The 13,405-nt window shown below is 48.0% G+C and carries 11 protein-coding genes; 1 reads left to right on the forward strand and 10 read right to left on the reverse strand.

Going from position 1 to position 13,405, the window contains the following annotated elements; genetic code table 11:
• Position 1 precedes the first annotated feature (1 nt).
• The 9 genes from MKJ04_RS02495 to MKJ04_RS02535 form a co-directional block, all read right to left on the reverse strand.
• The gene (locus tag MKJ04_RS02495) at positions 2-397 is read right to left on the reverse strand and encodes an ExbD/TolR family protein (protein ID WP_241638993.1); all 396 of its coding nucleotides are present in this window, start codon (positions 395-397) and stop codon (positions 2-4) included.
• 2 nt (positions 398-399) lie between these two features.
• A complete protein-coding gene (locus tag MKJ04_RS02500; protein WP_241638996.1) occupies positions 400-1,104 on the reverse strand; it encodes a MotA/TolQ/ExbB proton channel family protein in 705 nt (234 codons plus the stop codon).
• Between the two features lies 1 nt (position 1,105).
• Positions 1,106-2,257, reverse strand: a complete 1,152-nt coding sequence (locus tag MKJ04_RS02505; protein WP_241638999.1) for an SPOR domain-containing protein — start codon at positions 2,255-2,257, stop codon at positions 1,106-1,108.
• A gap of 6 nt (positions 2,258-2,263) precedes the next feature.
• Entirely contained in the window at positions 2,264-3,958 is a 1,695-nt protein-coding gene (locus tag MKJ04_RS02510) for a hypothetical protein (protein ID WP_241639002.1), read from the reverse strand.
• A 42-nt stretch (positions 3,959-4,000) separates the two neighbouring features.
• Positions 4,001-7,120: a tetratricopeptide repeat protein gene (locus tag MKJ04_RS02515; RefSeq protein WP_241639005.1), complete on the reverse strand. Its 3,120-nt coding sequence runs from the start codon at positions 7,118-7,120 to the stop codon at positions 4,001-4,003.
• Between the two features lie 243 nt (positions 7,121-7,363).
• Complete coding sequence (gene holA, locus MKJ04_RS02520; RefSeq protein ID WP_241639008.1) at positions 7,364-8,410, reverse strand: DNA polymerase III subunit delta; 1,047 nt, start codon at positions 8,408-8,410, stop codon at positions 7,364-7,366.
• 468 nt (positions 8,411-8,878) lie between these two features.
• On the reverse strand, positions 8,879-9,085 hold the full coding sequence (locus MKJ04_RS02525) for a DUF2281 domain-containing protein (protein WP_241639010.1): 207 nt from the start codon (positions 9,083-9,085) through the stop codon (positions 8,879-8,881).
• A 573-nt stretch (positions 9,086-9,658) separates the two neighbouring features.
• Complete coding sequence (locus tag MKJ04_RS02530; RefSeq protein WP_241639012.1) at positions 9,659-10,606, reverse strand: erythromycin esterase family protein; 948 nt, start codon at positions 10,604-10,606, stop codon at positions 9,659-9,661.
• Between the two features lie 198 nt (positions 10,607-10,804).
• The gene (locus MKJ04_RS02535; RefSeq protein ID WP_241639014.1) at positions 10,805-11,548 is read right to left on the reverse strand and encodes a CPBP family intramembrane glutamic endopeptidase; all 744 of its coding nucleotides are present in this window, start codon (positions 11,546-11,548) and stop codon (positions 10,805-10,807) included.
• Positions 11,549-11,737: 189 nt separating this feature from the next.
• Here MKJ04_RS02535 and tyrS point away from each other — a divergent pair, with 189 nt between their 5' ends.
• Positions 11,738-13,042: a tyrosine--tRNA ligase gene (gene tyrS / locus MKJ04_RS02540; RefSeq protein ID WP_241639016.1), complete on the forward strand. Its 1,305-nt coding sequence runs from the start codon at positions 11,738-11,740 to the stop codon at positions 13,040-13,042.
• A gap of 77 nt (positions 13,043-13,119) precedes the next feature.
• Here the strand turns inward: tyrS and MKJ04_RS02545 are convergent, their stop codons facing one another.
• Positions 13,120-13,311 carry a histone H1 gene (locus MKJ04_RS02545; RefSeq protein ID WP_241639017.1) on the reverse strand — a complete coding sequence of 64 codons (192 nt, stop codon included), beginning with the start codon at positions 13,309-13,311 and terminating at the stop codon, positions 13,120-13,122.
• Between the last annotated feature and the right edge of the window lie 94 nt (positions 13,312-13,405).

The following is a 13,405-nucleotide window of genomic DNA, read 5'->3' on the forward strand; positions in this document are numbered from 1 at the left end:
TTTATTCAGTTGGCACTGTGGCCAATGTTACGCTTGCGTTCAGGTTCTTGGCGATTCCGGCCACCTTCACCAGGTACTCTACCGGCACGCTCTTGTCAACGTGTAACACCACGGCCCCTTCTTCTGTTCCTTGCAACAAGGCAGTCAGCTGAGGCTCTATCTGCTCAAGGGGGATTTGCTTTTCGTTTAAGTAATACTTTAAGTCCTCGGTAATGGTCACGCTTATCTTTTGCATCACAATGTCCGAGGTCTTGCTGCTTGGCAAGCTCACCGGAAGCCCGGAGGGCGTCACGAAATTGGAGGTCAGCATGAAGAAGATGAGCAACAGGAAAATAATGTCCGTCATCGACGACATGCTAAACTCGGCATTTGTCCTGTTTTTCGAGCGAAGGTTCATTGCTAAAGCTGTGGTTCTTGTAAGAGATCAAGGAACTCGATAGACGAGTACTCCATGGCATGCACAATGCTGTCGATTTTGGATACCAGGTAGTTATACCCCACATAGGCCGGAAGACCGATAATCAGACCTGCCGCCGTGGTTACCATGGCCTGGTATATACCGCTCGAAAGCAGCTTCGGGCTCACGGAGCCTTCAGCCTGGGCAATGGCGATAAACGCCTCAATCATACCTGTTACCGTACCAAGGAAGCCCAGCATCGGGGCCGCACCCGCGATGGTGGCCAGGGCAGACAGATTTTTCTCCAGGCGGCTGATCTCGATCTTGCCCACATTCTCAATGGACGTCTCGATGTTCTTCAGTGGGTTTCCGATGCGGGTAAGTCCTTTCTCCAACATGCGGGAAACCGGTGTATTGGTTTGGGCGCAAAGCATCTTGGCTCCATTTATGTCGCCGGCCAGCACCATTTTCTTGATGCGCTCGTTAAAGCCCTCCGGGTTTTTGGCGGCTTTCTTCAGGGTAAGGAACCGCTCCACGAAAATGTAAATGGCCGCCAGCGAAAGCAGAGCCAGCGGAATCATTGCCCAGCCCCCGGCAAGCGCCAGGTCGAGTAGCCTTACAGATTCTGGTGCCTCTTTGGCACCTTCAACCAATGCAGTGGTCGTGTCAGCGGCTGTTGTTGTGATTTGTAATAAGAGTGAGGTCATGTTAATAATTAAGTACCCAAATTGTTTCTCCGAATGATTTTTTAAAGTCGCTGAGCGCAGCCTTCGCTTCATCTGCCGAGGCAAAATCCGCTACCGACACGCGGTAAAGTTTACTGTTCTGACCCGGTACCAGCACTTTGGAGGCGTGTCCCTCCTTGCGCACGGCGTCCCGTTTCAGCTCTGCATTCTGGTTGGTGGAATATCCGCCAATGATAATATAGGAACGACCGGTCTGGCCATTAATTGTAAGCACAGGAGCCTCCGGCTGCTTGGCCTCTACCTTTGCAGGTGCCTCGGCTTTTACCACTTCCTCAGTGCCTTCTGCTGTGGTTTCAGGACTAAACGCCTCAGCCGGAGTCTCTTCAGCAGCGACTTCGGGCATTGTCTGCCATACCTCCTGTGCTTCGGTCACGGCATCTGACTGAGACAGGATGGTGCTGTATACCTCCGCCTGTTCTTCTGCCGTAAAGGGCACATAGTCTGCAGCATATCTGTCTGTAGCTGCAGTACTGCTTGCGGCGTGGCTATAATTAAATAAGGTTACCGGGTTGAGGCTGCTCAAATTGTAATCTGCCTGCAGCGACAGAAAGTATAAGGCGGCTCCGGTGAGACCAGCCAGTGCCATACCTGCCGCCACGTTGTAGGCCCGCTTCAGACGCTTACGAAACGGCTGCTTTTCCGCCGCATGCTCCTGCTGCCGCTCTTTGATAAGCGTGCGCAACACAGCGGGCTCCTCTATCCGGATTGGGCGGGCCACCAACTCAGGCAGCCCAAAGCTGGCATCCAGCAGGTTGTCGCCCTCTATGTACTCAAATTCGATCTTATGCTCCGGACTATACCTGAAAATGCCAATGCCAGCCATCTCCAAACGGTTCTCTGTCTGCAGACGGGCTTTTGCCTGTAGCACGAACGAGGCGACAAGTTGCTGCGCCTCTTCATTAGAAACTCCGTTGTGGTATGCGATCGTGCTGATCAGCAGGCCATCGTTCAGTATAAGCTTCTCGTTAAAGGCGACCTTTTTGGAGGGAGGCGCAAAAGAATGCTTTACCGGATTTATCCTGGCCGCTACATACCGCGTAATCAGCCCGCCGAAGTCGGGTATGATGACGCAGTCGTGGTCATAGAGCAGTGACTTGATATACTTTTCAACCATATGCAGTTAGAATGAGTAAGAAACGCCTCCGATCAGGTTTATGCTCTTGCCCGGATAGTTGACGAACCTTTCGTACTTCTGCCCGAACAAGTTGTTGGCCATCAAAAATACGGTGAAATTGTTTGTAAAGCGATAGTCTGCCTTCAGATTTAAATCCACTATATTGTCCGTCTGGCGCAACTCGGTTGTTCCGTCCGGACGGGTGATCCGGCCAAATGAGTTTCCAATATAATAAAGTTCTGAATTAAAGAGAACCTTGTCGTAGAAGTTATAGGTACCGAACACGCTCGCCATGAGCTCGGGGCGGTGGAAGGGCTGCTCTAAGGAAGCCATGTTATAACTATTATAATCAGCCTTTACGCCCAACCGTATTTCATCGGAATAGTTGAAGGAGGCCTCTGTATAAAAATTCAGCACGTTGGTCACGCCGTCGTCATACAGCAGGTCAAACTTGGCCGGGTCCTCCACTGAGTTATTGAAAAAGTAAAGGTTTCGGAAGTTCTGATAGGCCACGCGCGCATTTAGCTGCACATAGTTGGCAATATTCGCCTGCATGCCGCCGTATACCTCAAGCCCTTTGTTCACGTCAGCCACCTGCGCATTCGGCGCCAGCCAGGGGTTTTCCTGAGTTAGCTGGTATAAAGTAACCCTTTCCAGGTCTCCCCCTAACCCAGCGTATAACAACAGGTTGCCTTTAATCGGCTCTACTGCCAGGCGCACCATGGGGTATACATTCACTTTGCGCGCATCGTTAATGGTATCCCCGGTGTAGGCCACCTTGGCCCCCAGTGTCAGACGGACGGCGTTAAGCTGGCGCTCGTAGGCGGCATGCAGCTTAAAGAAACTGCGGGTTATGCTCAGGGAGTCTTTCTGCGAAAGGAAAGAAAGATCCACGTCAGTCTTAAAAGCAGACTCCTCGTCGATGCCATACTCACTGCGCAGTTTCAGGGCGAGGTTGCTCTCGCTCATGGCAAAGCGGTCGTTCAGATACCGGAACTGCACATCGCCTTTGTACTGCAATGGGGCGTCAGATGTCTGGTTATGCAGAAACCCATTCGCAGAAACACGGTTAAACACCTGACGGATAGTATCCTTATCCACCTCCTGGTCACCCTCTACTGCAGGCTCATACCCATAAAAGAACACCTTGTCGCGGCCGTAGTCCAGTTTGCCCCCCACGGTAAAATCTCCCACATAGCGCTCTCCGTGCAGGGTAATCGCGGAGTTGGCCACGGCAGAATTGCTTTTGTCCACAGGGCCCCGGGCAGAGGCGATATGGCTCACCGACGCGCCGAAGTCTGACGTCTCGCTGCGTTTGTTGTGGAAATACCCTTTCAGGTAGAGCGAGGCGTAGTTACCGAGTCCGGCCTTGAGGTAATTGCCGTAGAGTTTCGTCAGCTCGTCCTGCTTGATGGTCAGCACGCGCATCTGCAAGTCAATGTCCTGCTCCGGCAAACGGTAGTCCGAAAAGCGATAGCGCACGTTGCGCTCTTCGTTAGAGGGTGGGTCGATGCGGAATTTCTCGAAATTACGGGCAGCCTGGGGCAGTTCGTTCACGCGGTTCTTCTCCACAACTACCTCGGCGTCTTCCAGTTTGGCTCCCTCACCCCAACCTTGGGTTTGCGCCTGCACCGTGTTCAGGTAGCTATACCCCACACTCATCACAATGGCCAGGGAGGCTAATCTTATCTTATTCTTCATGATAACGATTCTGTTCTAAACTAAAACGGATGTTGTACTTGCTTACTGCTGGTCTGTGGTATCGCTCGGCATCTGCATTTCCAGCGAATCAGTGGGCGGCGTCAGCCTTGGCTGCGGGGCCTGCTCCTGCAGTTGCTGTGTGTTGTCTGTAGTGGATTTTCCTTCCAGCTTTGCCAGCTTCTGCTTCGCCTCCGCCACAATCTCCTTGTTAGGGGCATTCTCGATGATGGAGTTGAGCGTGGCCTTGGCCTGGAACATCTCGTTTTGGGCAGTGTAGTTGTCAGCGATGATCAGGAAGGTTTTGCCGAGCCAGAAATCATAGTTCGAGTATTTGGTGTTGAAGCCAAAGGCCACATCAATGGACTCTTTGTATTTTTTCTGCTTATACAGGATTTGCGCGATCAGGTACTGTGCCTCCGCCCCGTTCACATCGGCAGCCGAAGCGACTGTCTCGCGCAATTCCGTTAGGGCCTGCTCCATGTTTCCCTGGGCGTAGGTAGACTTTGCCCGGAACAGCAGCGCAGAATTGTAGGCATTCAGCGAGGCGTTGCCTTGGCTGATCAGCTCGTTGGCCGAGCGCTTGGCAGACGTGTAGTCGTTGCTCTGGTAATAGGCCTGCATCAAGCCGATCAGGGCCGTCTGTTGTTCTTTACGGTTAGAGGCCAGGTCGCGCAGGCGGCTGTAATACTTGATGGCCTCGGTGTAGTTTTTAGCCTCCAACTCCAGATCCCCAACGCGCTGCACGGCACGGTTCACGTACTCCGATCGGTTCTCGTTAATAACCTCTTTCATACGCTTCAGGCCCTCCGGGATATTGTTCTGGCGCAGGTATGAGTCAGAAAGGAAGTAACGGGTGTCCGCCGCGAAGGAGCTCTTGGGGTATGATTTGAGATAAGCTTCGAACTTCGGAATCGCCTGCTCATACTTCTGGCTGAAATACAGGGTTTTGGCTGCCTCATACTCCACGCTTTCTAAAGCATCACTCTGCGGGTTGGCAGACTTGAAACGGTCCAGGTATGCGTCAAACTCGTTGCTGCGGTTCTCAGTGCCCAGCACCTCCTGCAGGCTGTAGAGTGCGCCGCTGGCTACTTTTGCGGAAGGGAACTCCTCCAGCACGCGTTTCTGGTCGGCAATGGCCAAGTCATTTTGCCGCAGGTTGGCGTAGGCTGTGCCGCGCTTCTGCAGCGCGTTTGGCACCAGCTTGCTTTGCGGCATGTTATTGATCAGCGTGCTGAATTCTGCCACGGCCGCCTTATAGTTGCCAGACTCATAGTCGATTACTGCCATCTGGTAGTAGGCATCGTCCAAGTACCGCGACTTCGGATATTTGTTAATCAATTCCTGTAAGGCTTCCTTGGCCTTGTCGTTGCGGTTGTTGATGCTCAGCACCACGCCTTTCTGGAAAAGGGCATAGTCGCGGTCCGGGGAGCTGGAGGCAATCACGCGCTCATACAGCTTCAGGGCCTCGGCATAGTTTTTAGACACATAATAGGTATCAGCCAGGCGCACCGTGGCGTCGTTGTAATTGGGGTTGCTCGGCTGAATCGACTCCAGGTATGCTTTGAAGTGGGTCAGCGCCTTGTCATACTCCTTCGTGTTGAAATACGCATACCCGATGCCATACCGTGACTTGGTATAATAGTCTGACTTTGTGGATGGGGTGGTTCGGAACACGGCTGCGTAACTGTTGATCGCGTCGTTGTAGCGCTGCCCGATAGAATAGGCCTCGCCCTTCACAAAGTGACTCGACGCTGTCACCTCCTTATCGTAGGGGTACTGCAGCGACTTGTCCAGCATTTGCACAGCCTGCGGGAACTTGGCATCGTTGAACAGGTTTACGGCGTGATAATAGGTCACACGCTGATAGGTTTGCAGGATGCGCCAGCTCTTGGTGGGCAGGCTTTCGATGTGGCGGATCGCCTCCGCGTAGTTGTTCGAGCCGAAGTAGGAGTCGCTCAGCAGTTTGTCTGCCTCCTCTGCCTGCTCCGAGTTGGGGTACTTGTCGTTGAAGTCGGCCAGAGAGGTGATCACCTCTCTGAAATTGCCCAGCTCATAGTTTACCTGCGCATACTTGAGCGTGGCCGCCTCCGTCACGGCTTTATCCTGATCGTTCTTTCTGGCTTGGTCAAAGGCAGTTAAGGCAAACTGCTTGTTGTTCTCCTTCAGGTAACTCAGGCCCAGGTAATACGCTGCGTTCTGTCCTAGGGCATCTTTTTTAAGCGCGATTTCCTTGAAGTTGGCTATCGCGTTTTTGTAGTTGTTGTTCTTAAAGTCGGTGAAAGCGATTTTATACTGTACTGTTGGCTCAAGCGTACGCTTGCCGTTCGCAAACTGGTGGAAATACTTTTCAGCAGTTTTGTAGTCGGCTTTCTGGTAGTAGGCATCCCCGACCAGCAGGGCAATGTCATCAGTCTGCTGCACCGGCGGCGATTTGGCCAGCGCCGCCTCGCCATAGCGGATCACTTCGTATATGTCGTTTTCCTTATACAGGATTTCGGTAACCATATAGGGCACGATGGCGGCGTATGCCTCATTCTGCTCCGCAATCTTCAGGTCTGCCTTGGCAGCGGCGTAGTCGCCTTTGCGGTATGCGATGTATCCGGCATAGTAATTAGAGGCATAGGCAAAGCGATGCTCATCCTGCCGAAAGCCGGTCGTCTTGTTTTTGTCGAAGTAGGTTTTGGCGTTATCGAAGTCTTTGGTGGCAAAATACGAGTAGCCCAGCTTAAACTCAAGCTCCTTATTCTGCTTGATGCCAAGCAAATGCGTGGGCGCCTGCAGCAACAGTTCAATGGCTTTTTTATAGTCCTTCTGCTCGAAATAGTACAGGCCAAGCTCGTAGTTTGCCAGGGCTGTCTTGGGGTGCGAGGGGTAGTTGCTGGCAAAGTTCAGGATCAGTTGTTCTGCATCCGGATGGAAGAGGTATAGGCCGCTGAGCGCGTAGTAATACTGGGCGTCAGCTGTTTTGGCGTCATCGCCCATCACATCGATGTACTTCTGAAAAGCCTCCTGGGCAGCGCCGTACTTGGCGCGGTCAAAAAGCTCTAGCCCTTCATGATAATACCGTTCTTCATTCTTAAAAACCTGCGTATGCTGTGCGGCTACTATATGCGAGCCGCCTGTAAGTACGGATGCAAGTGCTATTTTGTACGCTATCTTCATATATTGTTTTCTGCCCTCTCAGGCCTTCAAATTTATCGGGTTCTTCTAAAAAACACATCCCTTCAAACCAACCTTGGCTCCTCTTCCGAAGCCATAGCCACCTCTTCCAAAGTTAACAAAATTTGATTAGCAGCGACCTACAATTTGATAATCTTGTCGCACTTACGCCGCATAAATATTGCCTGCAATCTATATACTAGGAATTGCCCCAAAATATTGTGTGGTGTGGATAAATTACTTGTTTCAGGAGGCCAGGGCCCTGGGCACCGGGTGCAGCACCTTGAACACGAGCTCGCGCAAAATGGCTGCGTCGGACATGTCGCCACCTGTAATGCCCTTCACCTGCAAGTCGGCCACCCGGATGCCGTGAATGATGTCGACGCAGCGCGCCAACGGGAACACGCGCAGGGCCTGCATGTACTCTTTCACCAGGAAGCCGCGGTTGCCGAGGCTCTTGCGCACCCCTCCTTCCGATTTGTCGGCAGAGGTATGCAGACTCAATAATTTAGTGAAAAAAGAGAACAGCAGCGACAGGTTGGGTATGAGCGGGTTATTTTTGGGATTCGCCTCAAAATATTGGATGATGCGGTAGGCTTTCAGGGCATCACGGGCAATCAGGGCCGACTGCAGCTCGAAGATGTTATACTCCTTGCTGATGCCGACGTTTTCCTGCACCACACGCTCGTCTATCGTGGCCCCCGGCTTCAGGTTGATCAGTAGTTTGTCGATCTCGTTTGCCAGCCGGGACAGGTCCGCTCCGATAAACTCACTCAGCAACACGACTGCCTGTGGCGTGGCCCGCACGCCTTGCTGTTTCAGGTAACTGTTTACCCAGGCAGGCACCTGGTTGTCGTAGAGTTTCTTGGTGGTCAGCAGCACGGCGTGCTTCCCGATGGTTTTCGCCAGGGCCTTCCGGCCATCTAAAGTCTTGTGCTTGAAGCAGAACACCAGCACCGTTGAGGTCAGCGGGTGGTTCAGGTAGGTCTCCAGCTGTTTCATCCCCTCCTCCTTCTCGATGTCCTGTATGCTCTGGGCCTCCTTCACAATCACCACCGACTTCTCCGACATCATCGGGAAACGCTTTGCCTGCAGCAGCACCGTGGCCACATCTACATCCTTGCCATAAATCACTACCTGGTTAAAGCCCTTCTCATGCTCCTGCAGCACATGCTCCTCTATATAATCCGAAATCAGGTCTATGTAGTAAGGCTCTTCGCCTTGCAGAAAATACACTGGCGCATACTGCCGCTTCTTGAGTTGCTCCAGGATGCCTTCGGAGGTATGGGACATGGGTGTCAGGTTAAAATTTACAGTTCACAGCTGCTTCTTCGCGCTGTTACAGATTGCTGCAAATTTAATACTTTAACAGAGAAGATGAAGGGGAAATGGTATGAGATAATCGGCTCGCTCATGAGTCAGCAACTACGTTGGCTAGTATTGTATTTGTGAGGGATTAGGTTGAGCATTTTACCACAGTACTTCGACATGGTATTTCGCTATATTGCTGTCCTTTGAAATAATTGCGAGATGATCAACTAGGCACTGTGCAATCAAAATTCTATCAAACGGGTCGCCATTTATAAAATCTAACTCGGCAACTTTCAATGTATGCTCGAATGTAATAGGCAATTATTCGAAGCCGTTTTCAGCAATCATATTTGCTAAATCAGAAAATGCAGCAAATTCAAGTTTTTTTAAACTAATTTTTATGGCCATTTCCCACAAGCTAGCAGTAATTATGTCTTACTATAGAGCCATTTACAGCACGTATTCCTTAAAGTCATCTAGCGGTTCATCGAAGTCAGGAGACATCTTGAATTGCCCCTTTGTATAGCCAAACTTAGGTTTATTCGCTTTGACGGCTTTCTTTTTCTTACTTAAAAGGAAATCGATGAAATCACTAACCTCCGCCTTAAGTGCCGGCGGAAGAGAACTTAATTTAGTAAAGAGTTGCAAATGTGTCATGGAATTTTTCGAGAGTGTTCTGATTTACGTTTACGAATTTCCAGTTTACATGATGGGTCATTAGGATGAGAATAGCGCTTCTACCTAACTTAAAAGCTTTCGCTTGATTTATGCAGTTAGCTTATCATCTATCCATCTTCATATATAACATCTTTTTCACCAAGCCCTGTTCGTCGAAGTATCACTGGTATCCTTGCCGCACCAGATTGTCTGTCCCCTTTTACTTTTAATATCTCCATAGCTATCGTGTGTCCTGATACAAGGGAGGATTATAGTTGGTAAGCTTTTCCATTCTCTCTACTTTACTTTCCATGATTTCATCATAGCCAATTATCTCTGAATGTATGAAGCCATCAGGCCCAAAATCTGTACCTGCGCCAACTGACCAACAGAATCAAATTTTGCTACAGAAAATAACCCTCCTGATTTATAGTAGCCTTACCAAATGCCTAGTATAGCAAAGGTGTATTCATCCTAATTAACTCGCACCCGCATAGAACCCCACCAACGAGTTTATCAATTACTAAAATTAGTTGTTTTGCTATTTTATAAAATAACACGTCTCTAAATTGGTTATTTTATTCCAATTGACGCAGAGGTTTCTTTAACAAAAATTAGCCCTTCAAAATCATAACCAGGTCTTATCGGTAGTGGATTGGGCTCTTTCCAATTAGAATAAATATTGGTGATTTTATTAACTGTATTTATAAATGGATTGCCTTGTGTAGTGAAATCTATAAAAAACGATGGATATATAGCTTTAGCAAATAGACTCGAAAATGTATCCTCATTTCCTTTAAAGTAGTGCTTTTCCAGCTCTCCATTATTTAATACATTCACACTTCCTTTGTAAGTGTCAAAACCAATAGCGTAAAAGTTGATGCCAAATTCCTTTTTAAGGTAATAGCCCATTGCCTTAAACTCAGCCATAGTGGTATCTTTCGCAATATGTAAGTTATGCGCCCAGACAATAGTTTTGCAATTCTGAACTGTACGTGCTTTAATAAGGCTTTCTGCCATTAATTTATCTCGCGTAAACGGATTTCCCCAATATTCTTCGCTATCATAACCTATTAGTTTGACTTTATCTTTATCAGATTTGTTTTTGTTATAAGTCATTATCCATAGACATAGTTTATACATTTCTTCTGAATTATAAAGACCCATAGCTTTCAGCATGACTTTCATATCTCCTGTACCATCTTGTAGAAACTGATTAATGGGTTCTATAGTAGTACTTGGAGATTCTAAAGCAACCATCTTATAACCTGCTTCTTGAATTAGATATTCTACTATACGTCTCTTTTGATAGTAGAATTCCTGTGTACCATGAGAAGCTTCACCAAGACCGATGATGGATTTATCTTTTAGCACCTTAGATAAAAACCGAAGGTCGTGGTAGTTACTGGAAGAGGAATCTGCTTGTAAAGGATAGGCGTTTTTATTCACCCAATTGATAGTGATATCCTGTGCATTTACAGCACCAGTAATGAATAATAAAAAGCAAAGCATTTTGAACATCGTGTAGATTTTTTAGTTGGTTAAACTGTATGCTTTTTGTTGACTGCTATTTGACACCAACGGTTTCGATATGAACAGTACGGGAGCAAATAGGCGATTACTTACTACCACTCAAATAGCAATCATCAATTTGCTCAAACCTTTGGATAAATCCCGAACCCCGTATTGTTTATAGGTTGTGTTGTTGTCATTAATTATTTACAGGATATAGTAGAATATGAAATAGGTCATTGCAAAATTGAACCCTGAGTGGCTAAGAATAGCGCCATAAATTGATTCCGTTTTTGTTTTGCAATAAAAAAATAGCCTACTGATCAAGAACATTAGTGTCATCCATAAAATAGCAGGAACAAACAAGAATTTCCAACTTCCGCTGGCGTATACAACTCCAAAATGAGCCAAGTGAACAATGGCGAATGCAAAACTGTCCAAAATTGACGCTTTATTATTTCCGAATTTAGGAACGAAACTTTGGTGGATTAGTCCTCTGTATAATAGCTCTTCGCCAATCGGGCTGAAGGTCATTCCAATTCCCGCAAACATTGCAAAAAAGAATAGTTTATTATCTCCTTTAAGTTGATCGATGGGGATGCTGCTATATGATTTTGAGATATACACAAACCAATTTTCTATAGATTTTTGGTAAAGATATTCTCCAAGAAAAAATATTATTGTAGATGCAAAAATTCCTAGTACAAATGAACTGCCTAGCCATTTAAGGTTTTTTGTCCCTTTTATACCAATTAACTCACGCCCCTTCTTTGATAAAAGCAAAAATGGGGTGAGCACCATAATCACAAATATTATTGAAGTAAAATTGTAGTTTCCAGTTCGATTAGCCTCCAGAACAAGTAAAAAGCGAGTTATTCCAAATAAGAGGATAAGGGCCAAACCAAATTGCCAATTAAACTGTAATTTTCTAAATCGAAAAATGTTCTTCATAATTAATGACAACTAGCTGCTAACAGGAGTACCCTACTATCTGCACTTTATATAAAGCAGCATAAGCGTCTACTTTTCACATAGAGTCAACACAATATAAACATTTGACTCGAATGCCACTGCACCTTCGTCGCCACAAACTGGGAACTCTTTTATATATTTGCCTAGAACAGACGAAATAAGCAATACATGAATCTTATTGAAGAATTGCGATGGAGAGGCATGCTCCACGATTTTATGCCAGGCACTGAAGAGCAACTGGCAAGCGAAATGACCACCGGCTATATCGGTTTCGACCCGACAGCCAACTCACTCCATATCGGTAACCTGGCCACCATCATGCTTTTGGTGCACCTGCAGCGCGCCGGCCACAAGCCTGTTGCCCTGGTTGGCGGTGCCACCGGTATGATAGGAGACCCTTCCGGGAAGTCTGCGGAGCGCAACCTGCTATCAGAGGAAGTGCTGCAGGAAAACCTGGCAGGTATAAAGCAGCAACTAGAGAAGTTCCTCGACTTTAACGCCGGGGCGAACTCAGCCGAGATCGTGAACAACTACGACTGGTTTAAGGAATTCAGTTTCCTGGGTTTCCTGCGTGAGGTTGGCAAGCACCTTACCGTGAATTATATGATGGCGAAAGACTCCGTGAAAAAGCGCATCAGCGCCGACGAGGACGGCGACCGTGCCGAGGGCCTGTCGTTCACAGAGTTCTCGTACCAACTCATCCAGGGGTATGACTTCTACCATCTCTATAAAAACAAGAACACAAAACTGCAGATGGGCGCCTCCGACCAGTGGGGTAACATCACGACCGGCACGGAGTTGATCCGACGCATGGGTGGCGGCAAAGCCTTTGCCCTGGTGGGCAAGCTGGTAACGAAGTCGGACGGCACTAAATTCGGCAAGTCGGAAGGTGGCAACGTATGGCTCGACCCGAACCTGACTTCGCCTTACAAATTCTACCAGTTCTGGCTGAACCTGTCGGATGAGGAAGCCGAAAAGCTGATAAAAGTTTATACCCTCCTCCCCGAGGACGAGATAAACCGCATCGCCGAAGAGCACAAACAGGCACCGCACCAACGCGCGTTACAAAAAGCCTTAGCTAAAGATGTTACAATTCGGGTGCACTCCGAGGCCGACTACCTGGCAGCCGTAGAAGCTTCAGAAATTTTATTTGGTAAAGGCGATTTAAAGACCTTAAAGGGCCTTCGGGAGGATATTTTGCTGTCTGTGTTCGAAGGTGTGCCGCAGATTGAGGTGAGCAGGGAGCAGTACACGGCCGCTGGCACCGTAACCGACCTGCTGTCTGAGATTACAGGCGGGCAGGTTTTCGAGTCGAAGGGCGAAGCCAAGCGCATGATCAAGAACGGCGGCGTGAGCATTAACCGCGAAAAGGTGCAGGGCCCGGATGAGGCCGTTACCTATGAACTGCTGCAAGGCAAGTACCTGGTGGTGCAGAAAGGAAAAAAGAACTACTATCTGGTTAGCGTTAACTAACTAATTAACAGCATATTAACTAAAAAAGGTGACCGATATGGCCACCTTTTTTAGTTAATACTCACCAGGGAGTTTACCTATTTAGCGCTTTCAGTGCTGTTTTTCATATCCTGAACTTCCTTACGGATGTCCTGAGCCATGTTTTTCAGATCCTGCATGCCTTTACGTACGCGAGTACCTGCAGCTGCATTATTCTTATCATAGAACTTCTCGAAGTCGCCTTCCAGTGACATTACTAAATCCTTGAGTTTGCTGAAGTTGTTGTTCATTTGAGCTATTGATTATGTGAAACAATTGATTTATTAGCTCCAATATACACATTTAATGAAAACTAGCAAAGATTAAGGATTTTTAATATAGGCC

This window comes from Pontibacter sp. E15-1 (assembly GCF_022601975.1).
In the GTDB taxonomy this organism is placed as follows: Bacteria; Bacteroidota; Bacteroidia; order Cytophagales; family Hymenobacteraceae; genus Pontibacter.